Source organism: Streptomyces sp. NBC_01460, assembly GCF_036227405.1.
Classification (GTDB): domain Bacteria; phylum Actinomycetota; class Actinomycetes; order Streptomycetales; family Streptomycetaceae; genus Streptomyces.
Genome location: NZ_CP109473.1, coordinates 1104989 through 1126283, shown reverse-complemented (window position 1 = coordinate 1126283; position 21295 = coordinate 1104989). Strand labels below are relative to the sequence as shown.

Below are 21295 nucleotides of genomic sequence, written 5' to 3'. Positions count from 1 at the left end.
GGCCGCGTTCTGTCAGGTCACGCGTGGCGTTGTCCCTCGACCCGATCGAGCGGCCGGCCGGAAGCCGGCCTCCTCGGACGGGTACCCACTCCTCGTCGTCTCACCTGATGTGGCATCAGTCGATGGTCTGTACGGACTCGTCTGCTGGTCGGTGATCGATCGTAGCTTTGTTTCCGGTGCATACGAAGTCCTGGCGCGCAGAGGCGGCCCGGCTCGGGCCACCGGCCACCGTGACCTGGCGCGCAAACGGAAGCGGCCCTCAGGGCTGTCCCCCAGGACCGCTTCCGCACCGGTCAGCCCGGCAGGGCGTCCGTGGTCGGGACCACGGTGGCGAACACGTCGGTGAGCATGGTCAGCGCGGCGGTCTTGAGCGTGGCCGCGGGCACGAGGGTGCCGTCCGGGGCCGTGAGCGCCCGGGTCGCGGTGGCCTCGGCGACGACGGTGGGACGGTAGCCGAGGTTGAAGGCCTCCTGCGCCGTGTAGTTGACGCACATGTGCGTCATGAAGCCGGCCAGCACGAGATTCCTGCCGCTGCCCGCTCCGAAGCCGAGCCCGGACAGCGTCTTCTCGAGTCCGGTGGCGTGGAAGGCGTTGGGATGCTGCTTGACCACGACCGGTTCACCCTCCACCGGGGCGACCTCGTCGCTGATGGCGCCGACACGGGCACCGAGGTCGTACGGGGAGTTCTCGCCGCCGTCGTGCACGACATGGACGACGGGGGTACCCGCCGCACGCGCCCGGTCGAGGAGACGTGCGCCGGCCGCGAGGGCCTCCTCGGCGCCTTCCAGGGCCATCACGCCGTTCCGGTAGGTGTTCTGGAAATCGATCATGATCAGTGCGGACTCGCTCAGCCGCGGCGGGTGATTGTCCAGACCGAGAAGAGAGCGCAGGGGCGTGGACGGCTGGTTCGAGGTCATCGGGGTTCCTTCCGTAGGTGGACGGCATGGCTGTGCGGGCCCCGGTGCCTGTGCACCGGGGCCGGTCTCAAGGGGGTGGAACTCAGGCCGGCCCGGTCCTGAACTGCCGGCGGTAGGCGGAGGGCGTGGTGGCGAGCTGCCGCCTGAACGCCCGGTGCAGGGTCTCCGTCGAGCCGAGTCCGGCGGCTGCCGCGACCTGGCCCAGGGCGTGGTCGGTGCTCTCCAGGAGCCGCCTGGCCGCTTCGATCCTGGCCGCTTCGACGTAGGCTGCCGGTCCGGCCCCGGTCTCCCGGGTGAAGACACGCGCGAAGTGGCGTTCGCTCAGACGCATACGGGCCGCCAGTGCCCGGGCGGACAGGTCCGCGTCGAGATGACCGGCGATCCACGACCGCAGTTCGTCGATGTCGCGGCGGGAGGCCGCGGGGCGGCTGAGCGGTACGGAGAACTGACTCTGCCCGCCTTGCCGCTTCAGGAACATCACCAGCTGGCGTGCGACGGCCAGCGCGGTCTCCTCGCCGAGATCCTCGGCCACCAGGGCCAGTGAGAGGTCCAGGCAGGCGCTGATGCCGGCACCCGTCCACAGCCGGCCGTGATCGGCCCGGACGAAGATCGGGTCCGGATCGACGGTGACGGCCGGGTGGTCCGCGGCGAGCTGGGCGGCCGTCGACCAGTGGGTCGTCGCCGTCCTCCCGTCCAGCAGACCGGCCGCCGCCAGCAGATGGGCGCCCACACACACTGAGGCGACCCGCCTGACGTGCGGAGCGGTCGCCTTCACCCACGCCACGACCTCGGGGTCGACGCGTGCCGTGGGACCTTCGTCCGTCATGTCCGCGGCGCCGGGGACGACCAGCGTGTCCGCCCGGTCGCCGACCTCGTCGAAGGTGAGATCGGTCAGCAGCCGTACGCCCGCCGACGTCCGCACCGCACCGGCGACCGGGCCCGCGAGCTGGACCTGGTAGGGGTCGTGGCCGTCGGTCTCCCGGTTGGCCAGCGCGAAGACCTCGGCCGGGCCGGTGACGTCGAGGAGGTCGACGCCCGGGAAGACCGCGATCACGACACGGTGGGTGAGGGGCATGCCCTCATCCTCGCCGTCCCCGTCCCGGGGCCGCAATGACGGCTTCCTGTCACATCCGGACACGCGGTCCGCCCATCCCGTGCCGGGCGGCAGTCGGCCGTCAGCCCCGGACGAGGCGCCCCAGCGCCCACCGTGCCGGGCCGGCGTAGGCGGCGAGAGCGGCGGCCGGGCCCTCGATCCGCAGGGTCGTGGCCGACCCGCCGGGCCGGCGCCTGACCTCGTGGTACAGCCGCAGGCGCACCGGACCCATCCGGACCCGCCACACCCAGTGCCACCGTTCGTCGTCCACGGACTCGACGGTGAACGCAGCGGTGACGCCGAACAGGGAGACGACCTCGCCCCGGGTGCCCGCCGCGATACGTTCCGCGTCGACCCGCACCGCTCTGATCTGCGGTGACCAGGAGGGCCAGCCGGCAGGGGTGACGTAGCGCAGCCAGACGTCCTCGGGCCGCGCGGGGCCCTCCGCCCGCAGTGTCAGGACCGCCATCGGACCGGGGTCCCGCTCAGCCGGCCCGGTCGTGGACGAACTCGTTGAGCGCCTTGCCCGGCCGCAGCGAGGCCTCGCCGCCCACGTCGTGGAAGCTGCCGAAGCCCACCAGGGTGACGGCCCTGCCGTCCTTGAGTGCCTCCGCGATCACACCCGGCTCCGCGACCGTGCCGAACACGGCGTCGACGACCCGGCCGATCTCCTCGTCCGGCAGCCCGCCGCCGCCCGCCGTCTTGCGCCCGATCGCCTCGATCAGTCCGGACCTGTCCATGCGAAGTACCCACTTCCCGCCGACGACGACACGCGGCGACCGTGACCGGACGGCCTGAGCCGCCCCGCTCACGTGCCGCACCTCGTCACCATGCTGGCACCGCCGGATCACCCTCGCACCGCAGCCGTACGCCGCCCGGGCGGCGTACGGCCGGGGCCCGGGCGGCAGGCCCGCGGGCTCCCGCCTCAGGTGTCGCGGGTGGCGACCATCCCCAGGGTGGCCAGCCCGAGCACCACCCAGCCGAACCAGAGCCAGCCGTTGCTCCCCAGTGCCACCGTGTACGCCGTCACCGCGACCAGCGTGCCGACCGTGAGCACTCCCATGGTTTTCGTGGATCCAGGCATGAGCGCACGCTCCTCATCGGCCGCACGGCCGTTGAAGCCATGGTCACCCCTGGGGCGTGCCCACCGCTACTGTCCGCGTGCCTGCAATGAGGCGAGATAGGCGTTGTACGCCTTCAGTTCCTGGTCGCCGTCCCGGTCGGCGGCCCGGTCGGAGCGCTTGGCGGTCCGCTGCTCGGAGCGGTACCACTGGAAGACCAGGGCGATCAGCACCAGCACGGACGGGATCTCGCTGAACGCCCAGGCGATGCCGCCCGCCGCGGACTGGTCGCCCAGCGCGTCGATACCGAGCGAGGCCGGCGGGTTCTCGTACGCCTTCACCATGGGCTGGGTGGCCATCATCAGCGCGATCCCGAAGAACGCGTGGAACGGCATGCCCGCGAAGAGCTCCAGCATCCTCATCACGTATCCGGGCCTGTGCGGGCCGGGGTCCACGCCCATGATCGGCCAGAAGAACACCACACCGACGGCGAGGAAGTGCACCATCATCGCGATGTGGCCCGCCTTCGACTCCATCAGGAAGTCGAACAGTGGAGTGAAGTACAGCCCGTACAGGCTCGCGATGAAGAGCGGAATGGTGAACGCCGGATGCGTGATGATCTTCATGTAGCGGCTGTGGAGCAGCTTGAGCAGCAGTTCGCGCGGGCCCGTGCGCGTGCGTCCCGCCACCGGCAGCGCCCGCAGCGCCAACGTCACCGGGGCCCCCAGCAGCAGGAGGATCGGCGACACCATGCTGATCACCATGTGCTGCACCATGTGCACGCTGAACATGACCATGCCGTAGTCGTTGAGACCCGTACACATCACCAGGGCGATGGACAGCACACCGAGGACGAAGAACACGATCCGGTTGACCGGCCAGTCGTCACCCCGCGCGCGCAGCCGCAGAACCCCGTAGCCGTACAGGACGAGGGCGGCCACGCAGCCGATCAGGAAGAACGGGTCCGCGGAGAACTCGAGCCCGCGTCCCAGCGTGAACGGCGGCAGATCCATGTTCGTGCCGTGCCCGCTGTGATCCATCTGTTCACTCCCGCTGGGGACGTCCCCGATTCGCGCCGGTTGTCCGGTCCAGACTAGAACCGCCCCCGGCCGCGGGTGCGGCCGGGGGCGGTACTCAGGAGTGTCACGGAGGTCAGAGGACGACCTGGGCCTCGGCGTACCGCTCGGCCGGGACCGTCTTGAGGGTCTCCACGGCCGCCGCGAGCGGGACCATCGTGATGTCCGTGCCGCGCAGCGCCGTCATCATGCCGAACTCGCCGCGGTGAGCCGCCTCCACCGCGTGCCAGCCGAAACGGGTGGCCAGGACGCGGTCGTACGCGGTCGGGGTGCCGCCTCGCTGCACGTGGCCGAGGATCACCGGGCGGGCCTCCTTGCCGAGGCGCTGCTCCAGCTCGCCGGAGAGCTGCGTCGCCACACCGGCGAAGCGCTCGTGGCCGTAGATGTCCGTCTTGCCCTGGCTGAACTCCATGGAGCCCTCGCGGGGCTTGGCGCCCTCCGCCACGACGACGATCGCGAACTTCTTGCCGTCCGAGAAGCGCCGGCCGACCACTTCGGTCAGCTCGTCGATGTCGAACGGCCGCTCGGGTACGACGATGGCGTGCGCGCCGGCCGCCATGCCCGAGTGCAGCGCGATCCAGCCGGTGTGCCGCCCCATGACCTCGACGATCAGCACCCGCTGGTGCGACTCGGCCGTCGTCTTCAGCCGGTCGAGCGCCTCGGTCGCGACACCGACGGCCGTGTCGAAGCCGAAGGTCACGTCGGTGGAGGCGATGTCGTTGTCGATGGTCTTGGGGACGCCGACGATGGGCAGACCCGCCTCGGAGAGCAGGTTGGCCGCCTTCAGCGTGCCCTCGCCGCCGATCGGGATGATCGCGTCCAGGCCGAGATCGGCGACGTGGCCCTTCGCGCGCTCCACGCCGTCACGCAGGTGCGCGGGCTGGACGCGGGAGGAGCCGAGGATCGTGCCGCCGCGGGCGAGGATGCCGCCGACCGCGTCGAGGTCGAGCTTGCGGTAGTCGCACTCGAGGAGGCCCCTCCACCCGTCGTGGAAGCCGATGACCTCGTCGCCGTGGTCGACCACCGCACGGTGCACGACGGAACGGATGACGGCGTTGAGGCCGGGGCAGTCGCCGCCGGAGGTGAGCACACCAATTCGCATTGCCCGGGAAACCTTTGCAACGTGGGCCGACGCCGGACCACGTCGTCCGGTTGGATCCCCGCCACCCTACCGGGGCGGGGTGTCCGGACCGAACCCACTGTCCGACTGCTGGACGGCCACCTGATGTACACCGGTCCCACACGCACGGGCCGGCCCCTCGACGAGGGGCCGGCCCGTGCGTGATCGGGTCAGGCGGGCTGGGTCGCCGCGGCGATCCGCTCGGCGCGCAGCGCCTCGTACCACCGGTCGTCGCTCGGCGGCAGCGCGTTCACGTCCAGCGCCAGCTTCAGCAGGTGGTCCGCGATCAGCGGATTGCGCGCCAGGACCGGACCGTGCATGTACGTGCCGAACACGGTGTCGTTGTACGCGCCCTCCGTGCCGTCCCCCGTGCCGTTGCCACCGCCGAACCGCACCCGGGCGAACGGACGCGCCGACGGGCCGAGGTGGGTGATGCCCTGGTGGTTCTCGAAGCCGGTCAGCGGCGGCAGGCCCAGGTTCGGGTCGATGTCCCCGAGCACGTCGCCGACGCACCGGGCACCCTCGCCACGGGTCGAGACGACGTCGAGCAGCCCGAGGCCGGGCTCGCGCTCGCCGAGGTCGTTGATGAACTCGTGACCGAGGATCTGGTAGCCCGCGCAGACCGAGAAGATGATCGCGCCGTTGGACGCGGCCCGGCTCAGTCCGCCGTCCCGGCGCAGGCGCTCCGCCGCGAGCCGCTGCGGCCGGTCCTCACCGCCGCCGATGAGGTAGATGTCGCCCGACGTCGGGATGGGCTGGTCGCTGCGCACGTCCACGCGCGACACGTCGAGGCCGCGCTGGCGCGCCCGGCGCTCCACCACCAGGGCGTTGCCCTGGTCGCCGTAGGTGCTGAGGAGGTCGGGGTAGACCCACACCAGCCGCAGGCTGTTGTTGCTCATGCTTCGTCCTCTCCGGGGGTTGCCCGCGCGGGGGTCAGTTGCCGACACGACGGCGCAGATCCTGGAAGGCGGTGTAGTTGGCGATGACCTCGATGCGGCCGGGCGGAGCCATCTGGACGGCCTCGTCCAGGGTCTCGCAGACACGGAAGTCGAGACCGGCGACCTCGAGCCGGACCGCCAGGTCCAGCTTGCGGTCGCCGAGCACGAAGATCGGGTGACCGTAGAGCTGGGTGTAGTCGACGTCCCACAGCCACGAGGTGTCCGTGCCGTCGGCGCCGCGTGCGTTCACCGAGAGGATGACCGGAGTGGGCGGCGGGTCGATCAGGGAGAACGTCTCGAGCCAGCCCGCCGGGTTCTTCGCCAGCAGGAGCCTGAGCTCGCGGCCGAGGAAGGTGACGACGTCGTAGCGGCCCGCCACGGCCTGCACCTGGTACATGCGCTCCAGGGCGACCTGCGGCGGTACGCCGAAGACCGCGGCCACGGCGGCCGAGCTCGTGGCGTTGGCCTTGTTGGCCCGGCCCGGCAGCTGCAGGTGGATCGGCCACGCCGAACCGTGCGGGTCCAGGACGTAGTCGCCGTTCAGCGCCCAGCTGGGGGCGGGACGGCGGAAGCCGCACTCGCCGCAGAACCAGTCGTCGCCGGGGCGCTGCATCACACCGCCGCAGGACGGGCAGGACCAGGCGTCGTCCTTCCACGCCTGCCCCGCCGCCACCCACACCACGTTGGGGGAGGACGAGGCGGCCCACACGATCAGCGGGTCGTCGGCGTTGGCCACGATCACGGCCTTGGAGCCCGACAGGCCCTCACGCCACTTCTCGGCCAGCATCCGGGTCTCCGCCGCGCGGTCCAGCTGGTCGCGGGAGAGGTTGAGCAGCGCGATCACCTTCGGCGTCGTGTCCCGTGCCACTCCGGCGAGGTACTTCTCGTCGACCTCGATCACGCCGTAGCGCGCGTCCGAGCCCCCCGCCAGGGCGGAGGTGATCCCCGCCGGCATGTTGGCGCCGAGCGCGTTCGACACGACGGGCCCTGCGGCCCGCAGCGCCTCGGCGATCAGCCGGGTCGTCGTCGTCTTGCCGTTCGTCGCGGACACGAGGATCACGTCCAGGTGCTGCGCCAGCCGCCCGAGCAGGTCGGGGTCGAGCTTGAGCGCCACCCGGCCGCCGATCACCGATCCGCTGCCGCGCCCCGCAGCGCGCGACACCGCCGCCGCGGCCTTGCCCGCCGTCACGGCGAGCTTGGCCCGCGGCGACAACGGCTCCGTGTTGCCTGCCATCGTCCTAGATCCTCCTTGCGTAAGTCCGCACCCAGCCTATCGATGTCCGGCCCGCCGCCCGCACCTCGGCACCACGGGGAACGTGGAGGTCACGTGGAACGTACGCTTCTCCCCATGCGAAACCGCCCGATCCCCGGCAGTTCCGGACGCGTTCGTGCCATGAGCCTGTTCGGCGCCCCGGTGCTCCACGGCCCGTGCGACGACGTCACCGACTTCGGCCCGTCGCTCGCCCGGCTGGTGGAGGACCTCTTCGCCACCATGTACGCCGCGAACGGTGTCGGGCTCGCCGCGAACCAGATCGGCGTCCCGCTCAAGGTGTTCGTGTACGACTGCCCGGACGACGACGAGGTCCGGCACCTGGGCCATCTCGTCAATCCCGTACTCGTCGAGGCCGACGGCATCACCGTACGCGGACCGGAGGGTTGCCTCTCGCTTCCGGGGCTCGAAGCGGGCACCCCGCGCTTCGACCACGCGGTGGTCGAGGGCCGGACGGTGACGGGGGAGCCGGTACGGGTCACCGGCACCGGCTGGTTCGCCCGCTGCCTGCAGCACGAGTGCGACCACCTCGACGGCCGGATCTACACGGACCGGCTGACCGGCCTGCGCCGCGCCAGGGCGCTGCGCGCTGCCCGCCGGGCGCCGTGGGGGAGCGGGAGCACCGCCTGACCGGCGGTCCGGCGGCCGAGAGGTCTCAGAAGCCCTGGCCGCCGGGCCGGTCGCCCGCCTCGGCCAGCCTGCCCCAGAGCAGGTCGGCGAGGCTGCGCACCAGCTGCTCGCGCGAGCACGGACGGTCACCCAGCCACCAGTCGCCCGCCGCGTGCATCATGCCGACGATGCCGTGACCCCAGATGCGAGCCATCTGCTCACTGTCCGGACCGAGATCGACCCGCTCCACGATCACCTTGCCCAGCTCCTCGCCCAGGCGGCGCAGCAGCGGGGCCGAGTGCCGGCCGACGTCGAAACCCTGCTCCGGAGCGGGGGCGGCGTCGTCGGACGGGTGCATCAGGAAGCGGTAGACCTGTGGGCGCGCCTCGATCGCCGCGAGGTAGGTGTCCAGGGTCGCCTCGACCCGCTCGCGCCGCTCGGAGGGTGCGTCGAGTGCGGCCCGCAGGGCGCTGAGCAGGGCGTCTGTGTGGCGTTTGGCGAGCGCGCGGTAGAGGCCGCCCTTGTCGCCGAAGTGCCGGTAGAGGATGGGCTTGGTGATCCCGGCCTCCGCGGCGATCGCGTTCATCGAGGCCTGCGGGCCGTCCCTGAGCACCACCCGGTCCGCGGCTTCGAGCAGCTCCCGGCGGCGGCGTTCCGCCGCGGTCCGCTGCCGTTCGGCCCCTCTTGTGGTCTCCATGTCGTTTCTCCCGCCCCACCCGGCTGTCCTGCGATCTCGTCACGCCCGGGCAACGTAACACCCTGCTCTGTCGCACGCGGATCCGTCGCTGACCGGTTGACAGAAGCTACTTGCTGGTAACAGACTGTTGTTACCGCTAGTAACGGGTTTTCCGGACGTGCATGGAGGGAACCATGGCCGAGTTCACGCTCGAGCTCAACGACGACCAGAAGCAGGTCCGTGACTGGCTGCACGGATTCGCCGCCGAGGTGATCCGGCCGGCCGCTTCGGAGTGGGACGAGCGTGAGGAAACGCCCTGGCCCGTCATCCAGGAGGCGGCCAAGGTCGGCATCTACTCCCTCGACTTCTACGCCCAGCAGTTCTTCGACCCTACGGGCCTCGGCATCCCCATGGCCATGGAGGAGCTCTTCTGGGGCGACGCCGGTATCGCGCTGTCGATCGTCGGCACGGGCCTGGCGGCCGTCGGCGTCCTCGCCAACGGCACCGAGGAGCAGATCGGCACCTGGATCCCCCAGATGTACGGGGACGCCGACGACGTGAAGGTCGCCGCCTTCTGCTCGTCCGAGCCGGACGCCGGTTCGGACGTGGCCTCGATGCGCACCCGTGCGGTGTACGACGAGGCGAAGGACGAGTGGGTGCTCAACGGCACCAAGACCTGGGCGACCAACGGCGGTATCGCCAACGTCCACGTCGTCGTCGCGGTCGTCGACCCGGAGCTGGGCTCGAAGGGGCACGCCTCCTTCATCGTCCCGCCGGCCACCCCCGGTCTCTCGCAGGGCCAGAAGTTCAAGAAGCACGGCATCCGCGCCTCGCACACGGCCGAGGTCGTCCTCGAGGACGTCCGCGTCCCCGGCCACTGCCTGCTCGGCGGCAAGGAGAAGCTCGACGAGCGCCTCGCCCGGGCCCGCGAGCGCGCCAGGAGCGGCGGCGAGCGCGTCAAGAACGCGGCCATGGCGACCTTCGAGGCGTCGCGCCCCGCCGTCGGGGCCATGGCCGTCGGCACCGCCCGCGCCGCCTACGAGGTCGCGCTCGACTACGCGAAGACCCGGACGCAGTTCGGCCGCCCCATCATCGACAACCAGGGCATCGCCTTCCAGCTGGCGGACATGCGGACGCAGATCGACGCCGCCCGGCTGCTCGTCTGGCGCGCCTCGTGGATGGCCAGCGCCGGCAAGCCGTTCACCGCGGCCGAGGGCTCGATGTCCAAGCTGTACGCGAGCGAGACGGCGAAGACGGTCACCGCCCAGGCCGTCCAGATCCTCGGCGGGAACGGCTTCACCCGTGAGTACCCGGTCGAGCGCATGCACCGGGACGCGGCGATCTACACCATCTTCGAGGGCACGAGCGAGATCCAGCGTCTGGTGATCGCCCGCACCCTGTCGGGGATGCCCATCCGCTGACCGTGCCGCGGGGCCGGACCGTACGCCGGTCCGGCCCCGCGCGCCGTCGGTCCCGCTACTGCGGCAGGCTGGCCTCGATCAGCGCGACGACCTCGGGGGCCTCCGGCTCGGTGCGGGGGCGGATCCGGGCGACCGGCTCGCCCGCGGGGGAGATCAGGAACTTCTCGAAGTTCCACTGGACGTCGCCGGCCGCGCCCTCGGCGTCGTCGAGCTTCGTCAGCTCCGCGTACAGGGGGTGCCGGTTCTCGCCGTTGACGTCGATCTTCTCCAGCAGCGGGAAGCTGACCCCGTACGTCGCGGAGCAGAAGGTCTGGATCTCCTCGGCGGTCCCCGGCTCCTGGCCCGCGAACTGGTTGCAGGGCACTCCGAGAACGGTGAACCCGCGGTCCCCGTACTCCTTCTGGAGCCTCTCCAGTCCGGCGTACTGCGGGGTGAGTCCGCACTTGGACGCGACGTTCACCAGCAGGACCGCCGAACCCTCGTAGGCTCCCAGCGAGGTCGCTTCGCCGGTGAGCGTGCGGAGCGGGATGTCGTGCAGCGTCATGGGGATGTCTCCTCGGTAGCGTGGCGTCGCTCTCATTGTGACGGCCCCTCCGGGGCGGCGTCTCAGGGGGTGAGCGCCCGGTAGTAGAAGGTCGTCGCCCTGAGCGTGCCGTACGGGTCCGTCGCGTAGTCCGGGACGGAGCCGCACGGGGTCCAGCCCGCCGAGCGGTACAGCCGCTCGGCGTCGCTCCCCGTCTCGGTGTCCAGGACCAGCAGCGTCAGCCCCTCGGCGGCCGCGAACTCCTCGACCGCGGTGAGCAGCGCACGGCCGACCCCCCGGCCGCGGGCCGACGGCCTGACCACGAGCTTGGCGACCTCAGCGCGGTGGCGTGCGTTGGGCAGGGCCGTCCTGACCAGGGAGATCGTGCCCGCCACCCGCTCGTCGTCACGGGCGATCCAGATCTGCTGGCTCCCCGTCTCGACCGTGGTGGCCCGTCCCCGCCACCAGTCGGCGGCGGAGGCCCGGTCCAGCGGGGTGAGGAATCCGACGGAGGCCCCGCCTTCCACCGCCTCGATCAGCAGGGCCGCGAGCTCATCGGCGTACGTGACCAGTCCGGGGCCGGACATGGGGACGATCTCGGTCATGGGGCGGGGTCCTTTCACATTCACGGCAGGACGATCATCAACGCGTAGCGGACCCGCAGCGGGCCCGGGCAGTGGAAGTGGGAGGGGCCGTACAGCCGGAAGCGCAGGCAGTCGCCCTCGCGCACCGTGTGCACGGTCCCGTCGACGGTGATCTCGACCGTGCCTTCGAGCACCCAGATGTGCTGCTCCACGCCGGGCACGGGCGCGTCCTCGTACGCGATGTCCGCTCCGGCGTCGAGCGTGCCCTCGATGACCTCGGCGCGCAGCCCTGCGTGCGGCGGTGACACGGAGCGGCGTACGAAGCCCGCCCGGTCGTCCCGCCAGACCGGCTGCAGCGCGGCGGGGACCAGCTGCGGGGGTTCCGTCTCCACCTCCCTCAGCAGCCGGGACATCGTCCGCCCGTACACCGTGCAGAGCTGTCCGAGCACGGCGGTGGTGGGGCTCAGCTCGCCCCGCTCCAGCCGGGACAGGGTCGAGCGGCTCACCCCGGTGCGGCGGGCCAGCTCGTCCAGCGACCACCCGTGTTCGGTGCGGAGCGAGCCCAGACGTGCCGCGAGGCGGCCGTCGACGGTGTCCGATGCCTCTCCTTCTCTCATATCCGGGATTATATCTTTTATTGGAGAGGGCGCCCAGGGCGGTCCGGGTGCTGACCGGGTGATGGCGTGTCAGGCTGATGGGCGAGATATGAGCCGTATTGCGGCTTGTATTGCACTGTGAACGAGGAGGCCGACATGGCTGGAAGTACGAGTGGGGTACGGACGGACCACGACTCCGCCGGAGCGCGCAAGGCCGCTCCGTCCGGCTGGACCGTCTTCGCCGGCGTGATGATGATCTTCGGTGGCGCCATGGCGATCTTCGAGGGGATCGCCGCCATCGCCAAGGACGACCTGTTCGTCTCGACCCGCAACTACGTGTTCCAGTTCAGCCTGACCGGCTGGGGCTGGGTGCACCTGATCCTGGGCATCGTCGTCGTGGTCGCCGGGTTCGCCGTGTTCAGCGGGGCGGTCTGGGCGCGCGGTGTCGGAGTCGTGCTCGCCGGACTCCTCGCCCTCGCCAACTTCCTCTGGCTCCCGTACTACCCCTTCTGGTCCATCGTCCTCATCGCCATCAACGTCTTCGTCATCTGGGCGCTGTGCGCGGGGCCGCAGAGGGACGCTCGAGTCTGAGCACGAGGACGTAGGACACCACCACGGAGACGATCACGAGCGGCATGACGGTGATGCCCTCCGATCCCAGCAGGAGCGTGGCCAGCAGCACCGAGGTCATCGGCAGCCTGAGCATCGCCACACACATGGCGCCGATGCCCATCGCGAAACCCGAGGTCGCGTTCAGGCCGGGCAGGTGCGACAGCACCAGCCCGGCCGCTGCTCCGAGGAACATCGCCGGGAAGATCGGCCCGCCCCTGAAGGCGCCCAGGGACGCGGAGTAGGCGAGCGCCTTGCAGACGATGAGGACGAGAAGCGTCGTGGCGGTGTACGTCGCGTCCTGGGCGAGCAGGCCGCCCAGGTCGTCCTGACCCGAGTACAGCACCTCGGAGGCGTCCCTCCCCGTGCTCTCGGCGTAGAGCAGCGCGAGCACCCCGACGGTCAGCCCCATCACCACCGTCGTGAGCACCCGCCGCCGCTCGACGCGCCCCTGCAGGGACAGCGACAGCCTCTTGATGCCGAGGCCGGCGAGTGCGGCGGCCGCCCCCAGTGCGATGGCCCAGCCGAACTCGGCGAACGTGGGCTGGGGGGTGTGCGGCACGTGGGGGAGGGTCAGGGAGTACGTCCCCAGGCCGGTCCACGATCCCAGGCCGACGAAGATGAGCGACCCGATCCCCGAGGCGAGCAGCCCCGGCACGAGCACGAGGCCGAGCATCATCCCGGCGAGGCCGGACGCCTCCATCAGCAGGAAGGCGCCGAGCAGCGGAGATCCCAGCAGGGCGCTCACCGCGGCGAAGCTGCCCGCGGCGGCCACCATGGCGCCCGCGCTCGGCGCGATGCCGGGCTTCAGCAGCCGCGCCGCGTACACGGCCAGGCCGCCGCCGAGGGCGATCAGGGGCGCCTCCGGGCCGAGAACCGCTCCGAGCCCGAGGGTCGCCAGAGCGGCGAGCGCGACCCCGGGCAGTTCCGCGGCCGTCGGTGCCCCCGAGTTCACGAACCCCTCGGCGGGCCTGTGCCCGCCCGTTCCGGGGAGGTGACGGACGGCCAGGCCGGTCAGCAGGCCGGCCACGGCGAGCAGCGGGACCGGCCACCAGGAGGGTGTGCCGTGAAAGCCCAGCGCGCGGGGGAGGTCCTCGTAGGTCAGGGACTGGATCTCGTGGACGAGCGCGAGGAAGCCGAACGCCGCTGCGGAGATGGGCACTCCGAGGACCGCGACCATGAACAGGAGTACCACGTACCCCCGGGTGCGGATCACCGTGAGCGGATCCGGCGACTCCGTGCCGGGTGTACCGACCGGTTCGGCCGACATGGTCATGGTCTCCTCGGTGTCGGGTCCCGGCCGGGTCGAACCGCCCCGCCGGGGTCCTCACGGTGATACCACGATGTCCCCTTGTGTCTGTGATGTACCCGCTGTCGAGGGGTGGTGAATCGAGGGCCGCGTCAGCCGTCGGCCTCCTCGGCCGCCGGTAGCCGGCCCGCGGCCACCGCGTCGATCAGCGCCCGGTGGTCCCTCTCGTTCTGGTCGGCGTACCGCTCGGCGAACGTCTCCAGCGCCCGGTCGAACACGTCGCTCCGGCCCAGGTACGCCGCGATGGCGATCCGGTCACCGGACCGGGCGTGCGCGCGGGCCAGGGTCGACCCGCACAGCTCTCCGAAGGCGCCCATGCCCCGCGGCACCATCAGTTCGGGTTCGACGACGCCCTTCCAGTCGCGCAGCTGGCGCACGTAGAAGTCCCGGCGCTTCCCGTCGAAGCCGTCCACCCGCTCCCAGCCCAGGAAGATGTCGCCCGCCGCCTGCATCAGCCGCTGGCCGGCGACCACCCGCCGGCCCTGGTTCCGGTAGGTGCTCGGCCCCGCGTGCGGTGCCAGGACCGAGGTGTCCGCCTCCTTGGCCTGGAGGAAGAGGGGGTCCTCGCCGTCCCTGCCCAGCAGGAGGATGATCCAGCAGCGCGTCCCGACGCTTCCCACGCCGACGACCTTGCGGGCCATGTCCACGGGCCGGAAGTCGGCGAGCAGTGCCCTGCGGTCCGTGGGGAGGCTGCGGCCGTAGCGCTCCAGGAGCCCTCGCAGCCGGCTCTCCGTCACCAGTCGTTCGGCGTCGGGCAGCAGGTCGGCGAGCGGCACGATCAGGGGAGGATCGGCGGCGATCCGGAGCCGGCCGCCGGACACCTCGGTCAGTTTGCCGAACGCCTGGAGGCTGTCCCTGGTACGGGCCTTCGCCGTCGCCCTGGCCACCCGCCTGCGTCCCCGGGCGGCGAGCCTGTCGGTGGCCACGGTCCTGAGGCGGTCCACATCGGTCTTCGTGTACCAGACATCGAGATTGCGCATCTCCGCGAACCGGATCATCGACTCCCGGTACGACCGCACGGTCGCCCGTACGACGCGGGCCCGCTCCTTGCCGGTGAAGCCGTTGGCACGCCCCGCGATGACGAGACTCGCGGCCAGCCGCTTGAGGTCCCACTCCCAGGGGCCCGGCAGGGTCTCGTCGAAGTCGTTGATGTCGAACAGCAGGTTGCGTTCGGGCGAGGCGAGCAGCCGGAAGTTCATGAGATGCGCGTCGCCGCACAGCTGGGCCCTGATCCCGGAGTCCGGCGTCCCCGCCAGGTCGGAGGCCATGATCGCCGCGGCACCGCGGTAGAAGCGGAACGGTGACTCCGTCATGCGTCCGTACCGGATCGGGACGAGCTCCCGCAGCCGTGCCGCCGACTGGGACTCCAGGAGGCCCAGTGGGTCCGGCCGGTCGGCCGCCGGCTCGTACACGGCGTGGCCGGACCGGGGCGACAGCTTGCGCGCCGCCTTGCCGAGCGCGGCCCGTTCCTGCGGTGTCGCGCCCGGTACGGCGCGGAGCGGTGAGGTGCGTTCCTGGGGCATGGCGGCCCTCCTGGCTGCGTGCGGGGCCGCCCGGGCGGCCTGTCTCCCATCATCCGGGGCCGGGCCGGTTCCGGCCCCTCGGCCGCCTCCCGGCGCCGGAGGGGCCGTGCGGGCTCAGGCCCGGCCGTGCCGCGCCCGGCCCACGCGCCCCCAGATCACCCGCTGGCACCTGAGCGCGGCCGCGCCCACCACGATGAGCACCGCGAGGTTGACCAGGAGCTGGATGAGGGACCCCCGTGCCTCGGACCAGCTGGCAAAGGCCGTGGAGACGCTGATGGCCGCGGCCGCCGGGATGGTCGTGACGGAGATGAACACGCCGAGCAGGGCGCTCGTACGGGCCTCCGTGAGCGACACGATGCCGACGACACCGGCCAGGCCCGCGACGGCGAAGGAGAAGAAGTTCGGGGTGTTGATCAGGTCGGAGACCGGGCGCAGCCCCCGGTCGAACGCCTCCGACTGGAGGCCGAAGCCGCGGATGAGCAGGCTGAAGAGGAAGGTGACCGCGATCGTCAGCAGAAGGCCCGAGCACAGGGCGGACAGGCCGGTGCGGACCATGCCCCGGTCCCCCCGCTCGATGCCCAGGGCCACGGCGACGATCGCCCCGTACTCGGGGCCGACGACCATCGCCCCGACGATCAGGATCTGTGAGTTCGTGACGATGCCGACCGACCCGATGAGGCCCGCGATGACCAGGTAGAGGTAGAAACTCGGCGCGTACCTCCCCTCCGAGCGGATACGCGCCTCCACCTGCTCCCACACCGGCGCGCCGGCCAGCTTCCCGAGTCTGCGCGTCGCCTCCTGGGAGGCCTGCCCCGAGAACGCCATGCCGACCGGCGCGATGACGAGGGACCCCCGCACGTCGACCCCCAACTCCCGCAGGCCGCGGAGGATCTCGTTCGCGGCTCCCGTCAGCACGTCGCACGAGACGGAGTCCCCGTCGGGATTGCGCACGGTGTCGCGCTGCACGACCAGGTCCAGGACGTACGGACTGCCGGTGAGGAGCTCCTCGACCCGCCCGGTGAGGTCCGGCGGGCTGACGGCGCGGACCTGGATCATGTCCACGCGGTACCTCCCCGGGGCCGGGGGAGCGCCCGGGAGGCGTTTGCCGGATGGTGGCCTTCTCGGGGATATGCCGGAGATTGGACGGTCATGGACCGATACCCTCCCATAGCGGCGCACGGTCTGGTGGGCGACCTGCAGACGGGTGCGCTGGTTTCGGCGGAGGGGGTCGTCGACTGGTACACCGCACCCCGGTTCGACTCCCCGAGCATCTTCGCCGCGCTGCTCGACCATGACCGTGGGGGCTTCTTCGGGCTGTCGCCCGACGATCCGGACTGCTCCCGGAAGCAGCTCCACTACCCCGACACCGCCCGCTGGACCCGGGCCAGGGACACCGTCCTGGAGCAGGTCATGGAACGCGGCTGGAGCGAACGGGAACAGGCGTACGTCCAGCCCTATGGCAACTCGGCAACTTTCCGCAGGCGTTCACCCACCTGTCCCTCATCACCGCGGCCCGGACCCTCGACGAGGCACTCGACCGGCAGCGGGACTGACCGTCAGTCCTTCGCGTCGTCCCACTCCGCGCCGAGCAGCCAGCTGTCGAAGGTGCGCACCACGGCGAGGAGCGCCGCCGCCAGCCGCCGGTCGTATCCCGGCGCGTACACGAGCAGGGCGTCGTCCTTCGACCGGAACTCCAGCGGCGCCTTCCCACCGCCACGCCACACGACGCGCCGGGGACCGCGTGCCGCGTCACCGTCACCGCCGAGCAGGCTCAGCACGACGATCAGCGTCTGCAGGGGGAGGAACAGCCACCACACGCCCCACCAGAGGATCCGCCCCTTGAGGCCCACCGCCTCAGGGCCGCCCGCAGGCGTCACCGTCCAGCGGGTCCGCAGCCCCCTGCCCCGGAACGCCTTCTCCCGTACGACCGTGCCGACGAGCTCGCCGTGCGACCCGAGCACCTGGTAGGTCGCGACACCGCCCCCGGCCGACACGGTCACCAGGGTGGCCAGCCGCTCCCGGCGGTGCTCGTCCGCCCACAGGACGAAGGAGCGCGCGCCGCCGCCCCGTGCCGCCCGGTAGGCGGATATCCCGCCCGGCGGCAGCTCACGCTCGACGTACGCCACCACGGGCCCGGGCTCCGGGCCCTCCCCGCACCGCACCAGGTGGGCGACCGGTGCGGGAACGCCACTCCCGGCAGCCGGTGCCTGGTCCCGGGGCGCGCGTTCCAACCTCAGCACGGTGCTCAACCGCAGGTCTCCTTCGTCATCCGCCGTACCGGCTTGAGAGGATCCGTGCGTGGAGTCCCCCGAGCCCTTCCCAGATTTTCCCGGACCGCCGCCCGAGCCGGTCCGGGCCTCCGGCCGCCGTCCGGTGCGCTGCGCGCTGTGCGGACGCCCCCTCACCGGCACGGAGTCACGCCGTGCCGGACTCGGCCCCGCCTGCGACGCCAAACTGCATCCGCCGGGGCCGGACATCCGCAGCCGCCGCCACGAGGTGGACCAGGACCCGCTCCCGGGCACCTGACCCGCCGTGCGTCACACGCCGTCGAGCCGGCGGAACAGCCCCTCCTGCACCACGGACACGAGCAACTGGCCCTGGCGGTCGTAGATCCGCCCCCTGGCCAGCCCGCGGCCGCCCGTGGCGATCGGCGACTCCTGGTCGTAGAGGAACCACTCGTCCGCGCGGAACGGCCGGTGGAACCACATGGCGTGGTCCAGCGACGCCATGTCGAAGCCGCGCGGTCCCCACAGCGGCTCGACCGGGATCCGTACCGCGTCGAGCAGCGTCATGTCGCTCGCGTACGTCAGCGCGCACGTGTGGACGAGCGGGTCGTCACCCAGCGGGCCGACCGCACGCATCCACACCGCGCTCCGCGGGTCCGCGTCCTCGATCTCCTCCTGCGTCCAGCGCAGCCGGTCGACGTAGCGGATGTCGAAGGGCTGGCGCCGGGCCATCCGCTCCAGAGCCTCCGGCAGACCGCCCAGGTGCTCACGCACCTCGTCCGCGACGGTCGGCAGCTCGTCCGGATCGGGCACGACGCGGGCCGGCGGCAGCTGGTGCTCGAAGCCGGCCTCCTCCGGACGGTGGAAGGACGCCGTCAGGTTGAAGATCGTCCGGCCCTGCTGTACGGCGGTGACCCGGCGCGTGGTGAAGGACCGGCCGTCCCTCACCCGCTCCACGTCGTACACGATCGGGACGCCGGGCCGCCCGGGCCGCAGGAAGTACGCGTGCAGCGAGTGCACCGGACGGTCCCCGTCCGTGGTGCGGCCGGCCGCGACCAGGGCCTGGCCGGCGACCTGCCCGCCGAAGACCCGTTGCAGGGACTCCTCGGGACTGCGGCCACGGAAGATGTTGACCTCGATCCGCTCCAGGTCGAGCAGGTCGACCAGGCTGTCGGCGGGGTTCGTCATGCGGTTCTTCTCCACTCTCCTGGCCGGCGCGCCGTCACAGCTGGCCCACGGCCGTGACCCGGACGACCGCCCGGCCCTCCTCGTCGGAGGCCGCGAGATCGACCTCCGCACGAATTCCCCAGTCGTGGTCCCCCGCGGGGTCGGCGAAGGCCTGCCACACCCGCCACAGACCGTGCGCGGGGTCCTCATCGATCTTCAGCAGCTTCGGGCCGCGCGCGTCCGGGCCTGTGCCCAGGTCCTCGTGCGCGTCCCAGTAGGCGTCCATCGCCTCGCCCCACGCGTCCTCGTCCCAGCCGGCGTCGCCGTCCAGCTCGCCCAGGTCGCGGACCCGGTCCAGAGCGGCCAGCTCCACCCGGCGGAACATCGCGTTGCGCACCAGGACCCGGAAGGCGCGGGCGTTGGCCGTCACCGGCTTGACCTCGTCGGCCCGCTCCTGCGCCTGCTCGGCGGTCTCCACCTCCGGGTTGGCCAGCTGCTCCCACTCGTCCAGCAGACTGGAGTCCACCTGACGCACCATCTCGCCCAGCCAGGCGATCAGGTCCTCCAGGTCCTCGGACTTCAGGTCGTCCGGGATGGTGTGCTCGAGCGCCTTGTACGCGCTCGCCAGATAGCGCAGGACGATGCCCTCGGTGCGGGCCAGCTCGTAGTTCGAGGTGAACTCCGTGAAGGTCATGGCCCGTTCGTACATGTCGCGGATCACCGACTTCGGTGACACCGGGTGGTCGCCGACCCACGGGTGGCTCGTCCGGTACACGTCGTAGGCGTGCCAGAGCAGCTCGCTCAGCGGCTTCGGGTACGTGACCTCCTGGAGCCGCTCCATCCGCTCCTCGTACTCGACGCCGTCCGCCTTCATCTGCCCGACGGCCTCGCCCCGCGCCTTGTTCTGCTGGGCGGCCAGGATCTGCCGCGGGTCGTCGAGCGTCGACTCGACGACGGACACCATGTCCAGGGCGTACGACGGGGATTCGGCGTCCAGCAGGTCGAAGGCGGCCAGCGCGAACGTGGACAGAGGCTGGTTGAGCGCGAAGTCCTGCTGGAGATCGACGGTGAGCCGCACGATCCGGCCCTCCGCGTCGGGCGTGTCGAGCTGCTCCACCACGCCGCCGTCGAGCAGCGAGCGGTAGATCGCGATGGCCCGGCGGATGTGCCGGAGCTGGGCCCTGCGCGGCTCGTGGTTGTCCTCGAGCAGATGCCGCATCGCCGCGAAGGCGTTGCCCGGCCGGGCGATCACCGAGAGCAGCATCGTGTGCGTGACACGGAAGCGGGAGGTCAGCGGCTCGGGCTCGGACTGGATCAACTTGTCGAAGGTCGTCTCCGACCAGGCGACGAAGCCCTCGGGGGCCTTCTTGCGGACCACCTTGCGCTTCTTCTTGGGGTCGTCGCCGGCCTTCTTGACGGCCTTCTCGTTCTCGATGACGTGCTCGGGGGCCTGCGCGACGACGAAGCCCGCCGTGTCGAAGCCCGCCCGCCCGGCGCGGCCGGCGATCTGGTGGAACTCACGGGCGCGCAGCGTACGCACCCGGGTGCCGTCGTACTTGGTGAGCGCGGTGAACAGCACCGTGCGGATCGGGACGTTGACGCCGACCCCCAGGGTGTCCGTACCGCAGATCACCTTGAGCAGGCCCGCCTGGGCCAGCTTCTCGACGAGACGGCGGTACTTCGGGAGCATGCCCGCGTGGTGTACCCCGATCCCGTGCCGCACGTAGCGGGACAGGTTCTGGCCGAACTTGGTGGTGAAGCGGAAGTTGCCGATCAGGTCGGCGATCTTCTCCTTCTCCTCCTTCGTGCACATGTTGATGCTCATCAGCGACTGCGCCCGCTCGACGGCCGCGGCCTGCGTGAAGTGCACGATGTAGACGGGCGACTGCCGGGTGTCCAGCAGCTCCGTCAGCGTCTCGGTGATCGGCGTGAGCCGGTACTCGTAACTGAGGGGGACCGGACGTGTCGCCGAGCGCACCACGGAGGTGGGGCGGCCGGTGCGGCGGGTCAGGTCCTCCTCGAACATCTTGACGTCACCGAGCGTCGCCGACATCAGGACGAACTGGGCCTGCGGCAGTTCCAGGATCGGGATCTGCCAGGCCCAGCCGCGGTCGGCCTCGGCGTAGAAGTGGAACTCGTCCATCACGACCTGGCCGATGTCGGCGTACTTGCCGTCACGCAGCGCGATGGAGGCGAGCACCTCGGCGGTGCAGCAGATGACCGGGGCGTCGGCGTTGACCGAGGCGTCGCCGGTCAGCATCCCGACGTTCTCCGTGCCGAAGAGCTTGCACAGGTCGAAGAACTTCTCCGAGACCAGCGCCTTGATCGGCGCGGTGTAGAACGTGACCTTGTCCTGGGCCAGCGCCGTGAAGTGCGCACCCGCCGCGACCAGGCTCTTCCCGGAGCCCGTGGGGGTGGAAAGGATCACGTTCGCCCCGGAGACCACCTCGATCAGCGCCTCCTCCTGAGCCGGATAGAGGGTGATGCCCTGCGATTCGGTCCATGACGAGAAGGACTCGAAGAGGGCGTCCGGGTCGGCGGTCGGGGGAAGCTGATCGATAAGGGTCACGCCCCCATC

The 21295-nt window shown here is 71.3% G+C and carries 23 protein-coding genes and 1 pseudogene; 5 read left to right on the top strand and 19 right to left on the bottom strand.

Annotated features, from left to right (window positions below; translation table 11 throughout):
• Nucleotides 1–293: 293 nt before the first annotated feature.
• From OG488_RS04920 to OG488_RS04880, 9 genes are all read right to left on the bottom strand, one after another.
• The gene (locus tag OG488_RS04920) at nt 294–917 is read right to left on the bottom strand and encodes a cysteine hydrolase family protein (RefSeq protein WP_329226258.1); all 624 of its coding nucleotides are present in this window, start codon (nt 915–917) and stop codon (nt 294–296) included.
• An 82-nt stretch (nt 918–999) separates the two neighbouring features.
• Complete coding sequence (locus tag OG488_RS04915; RefSeq protein WP_329226256.1) at nt 1000–1992, bottom strand: GlxA family transcriptional regulator; 993 nt, start codon at nt 1990–1992, stop codon at nt 1000–1002.
• A 100-nt stretch (nt 1993–2092) separates the two neighbouring features.
• Nucleotides 2093–2479 carry an SRPBCC family protein gene (locus tag OG488_RS04910; protein WP_329226254.1) on the bottom strand — a complete coding sequence of 129 codons (387 nt, stop codon included), beginning with the start codon at nt 2477–2479 and terminating at the stop codon, nt 2093–2095.
• 16 nt (nt 2480–2495) lie between these two features.
• Nucleotides 2496–2750 (bottom strand): HU family DNA-binding protein, encoded by a 255-nt coding sequence (locus OG488_RS04905; protein WP_329226253.1) that lies wholly within the window; start codon nt 2748–2750, stop codon nt 2496–2498.
• A gap of 185 nt (nt 2751–2935) precedes the next feature.
• Nucleotides 2936–3094, bottom strand: a complete 159-nt coding sequence (locus OG488_RS04900; RefSeq protein WP_033301001.1) for a hypothetical protein — start codon at nt 3092–3094, stop codon at nt 2936–2938.
• A gap of 66 nt (nt 3095–3160) precedes the next feature.
• Nucleotides 3161–4111: a cytochrome c oxidase assembly protein gene (locus tag OG488_RS04895; protein ID WP_329226248.1), complete on the bottom strand. Its 951-nt coding sequence runs from the start codon at nt 4109–4111 to the stop codon at nt 3161–3163.
• A 112-nt stretch (nt 4112–4223) separates the two neighbouring features.
• On the bottom strand, nt 4224–5249 hold the full coding sequence (locus OG488_RS04890) for a 6-phosphofructokinase (protein WP_329226246.1): 1026 nt from the start codon (nt 5247–5249) through the stop codon (nt 4224–4226).
• A gap of 188 nt (nt 5250–5437) precedes the next feature.
• A complete protein-coding gene (locus OG488_RS04885; RefSeq protein WP_329226244.1) occupies nt 5438–6166 on the bottom strand; it encodes a type 1 glutamine amidotransferase in 729 nt (242 codons plus the stop codon).
• A gap of 34 nt (nt 6167–6200) precedes the next feature.
• Nucleotides 6201–7439, bottom strand: coding sequence for a Mur ligase family protein (locus tag OG488_RS04880; RefSeq protein ID WP_099172054.1), 1239 nt, complete (start codon nt 7437–7439; stop codon nt 6201–6203).
• A gap of 114 nt (nt 7440–7553) precedes the next feature.
• On the opposite strand from OG488_RS04880, the gene def reads away from it, so the two are divergent.
• On the top strand, nt 7554–8105 hold the full coding sequence (gene def, locus OG488_RS04875) for a peptide deformylase (protein WP_329226243.1): 552 nt from the start codon (nt 7554–7556) through the stop codon (nt 8103–8105).
• Between the two features lie 25 nt (nt 8106–8130).
• Here the strand turns inward: def and OG488_RS04870 are convergent, their stop codons facing one another.
• Entirely contained in the window at nt 8131–8781 is a 651-nt protein-coding gene (locus tag OG488_RS04870) for a TetR family transcriptional regulator (RefSeq protein ID WP_329226241.1), read from the bottom strand.
• 173 nt (nt 8782–8954) lie between these two features.
• Here OG488_RS04870 and OG488_RS04865 point away from each other — a divergent pair, with 173 nt between their 5' ends.
• Nucleotides 8955–10181, top strand: a complete 1227-nt coding sequence (locus OG488_RS04865) for an acyl-CoA dehydrogenase family protein (protein WP_329226239.1) — start codon at nt 8955–8957, stop codon at nt 10179–10181.
• Between the two features lie 55 nt (nt 10182–10236).
• Here the strand turns inward: OG488_RS04865 and OG488_RS04860 are convergent, their stop codons facing one another.
• The 3 genes from OG488_RS04860 to OG488_RS04850 all read right to left on the bottom strand — a co-directional run bounded on the left by OG488_RS04860 (nt 10237) and on the right by OG488_RS04850 (nt 11905).
• Nucleotides 10237–10725: a glutathione peroxidase gene (locus tag OG488_RS04860; RefSeq protein WP_329226237.1), complete on the bottom strand. Its 489-nt coding sequence runs from the start codon at nt 10723–10725 to the stop codon at nt 10237–10239.
• Between the two features lie 62 nt (nt 10726–10787).
• Entirely contained in the window at nt 10788–11309 is a 522-nt protein-coding gene (locus OG488_RS04855; RefSeq protein WP_329226236.1) for a GNAT family N-acetyltransferase, read from the bottom strand.
• A 20-nt stretch (nt 11310–11329) separates the two neighbouring features.
• Nucleotides 11330–11905, bottom strand: coding sequence for a helix-turn-helix domain-containing protein (locus tag OG488_RS04850; RefSeq protein WP_329226235.1), 576 nt, complete (start codon nt 11903–11905; stop codon nt 11330–11332).
• Between the two features lie 135 nt (nt 11906–12040).
• Here OG488_RS04850 and OG488_RS04845 point away from each other — a divergent pair, with 135 nt between their 5' ends.
• A complete protein-coding gene (locus OG488_RS04845) occupies nt 12041–12475 on the top strand; it encodes a DUF7144 family membrane protein (RefSeq protein WP_329226233.1) in 435 nt (144 codons plus the stop codon).
• On the opposite strand, the gene OG488_RS04840 is transcribed toward OG488_RS04845, so the two are convergent.
• From OG488_RS04840 to OG488_RS04830, 3 genes are all read right to left on the bottom strand, one after another.
• On the bottom strand, nt 12429–13763 hold the full coding sequence (locus tag OG488_RS04840) for a chloride channel protein (protein ID WP_329226230.1): 1335 nt from the start codon (nt 13761–13763) through the stop codon (nt 12429–12431). The genes OG488_RS04845 and OG488_RS04840 overlap by 47 nt on opposite strands.
• Nucleotides 13764–13894: 131 nt before the next feature.
• Nucleotides 13895–15325 (bottom strand): DUF2252 domain-containing protein, encoded by a 1431-nt coding sequence (locus OG488_RS04835; protein ID WP_329226229.1) that lies wholly within the window; start codon nt 15323–15325, stop codon nt 13895–13897.
• Nucleotides 15326–15439: 114 nt separating this feature from the next.
• Entirely contained in the window at nt 15440–16387 is a 948-nt protein-coding gene (locus tag OG488_RS04830) for a DUF389 domain-containing protein (RefSeq protein ID WP_329226227.1), read from the bottom strand.
• A gap of 87 nt (nt 16388–16474) precedes the next feature.
• Between OG488_RS04830 and OG488_RS04825 the strand changes: the two are divergent.
• Nucleotides 16475–16696, top strand: a pseudogene (locus OG488_RS04825) (trehalase-like domain-containing protein); the annotation flags it as partial.
• 185 nt (nt 16697–16881) lie between these two features.
• Here OG488_RS04825 and OG488_RS04820 read toward each other — a convergent pair.
• Nucleotides 16882–17565: a hypothetical protein gene (locus tag OG488_RS04820; RefSeq protein WP_329238438.1), complete on the bottom strand. Its 684-nt coding sequence runs from the start codon at nt 17563–17565 to the stop codon at nt 16882–16884.
• Nucleotides 17566–17623: 58 nt separating this feature from the next.
• On the opposite strand from OG488_RS04820, the gene OG488_RS04815 reads away from it, so the two are divergent.
• Complete coding sequence (locus OG488_RS04815; RefSeq protein WP_329226225.1) at nt 17624–17851, top strand: DUF6011 domain-containing protein; 228 nt, start codon at nt 17624–17626, stop codon at nt 17849–17851.
• 11 nt (nt 17852–17862) lie between these two features.
• On the opposite strand, the gene OG488_RS04810 is transcribed toward OG488_RS04815, so the two are convergent.
• The gene (locus tag OG488_RS04810; RefSeq protein ID WP_329226223.1) at nt 17863–18738 is read right to left on the bottom strand and encodes an acyl-CoA thioesterase; all 876 of its coding nucleotides are present in this window, start codon (nt 18736–18738) and stop codon (nt 17863–17865) included.
• 34 nt (nt 18739–18772) lie between these two features.
• Complete coding sequence (locus OG488_RS04805) at nt 18773–21286, bottom strand: DEAD/DEAH box helicase (RefSeq protein WP_329226222.1); 2514 nt, start codon at nt 21284–21286, stop codon at nt 18773–18775.
• Nucleotides 21287–21295: the final 9 nt, after the last annotated feature.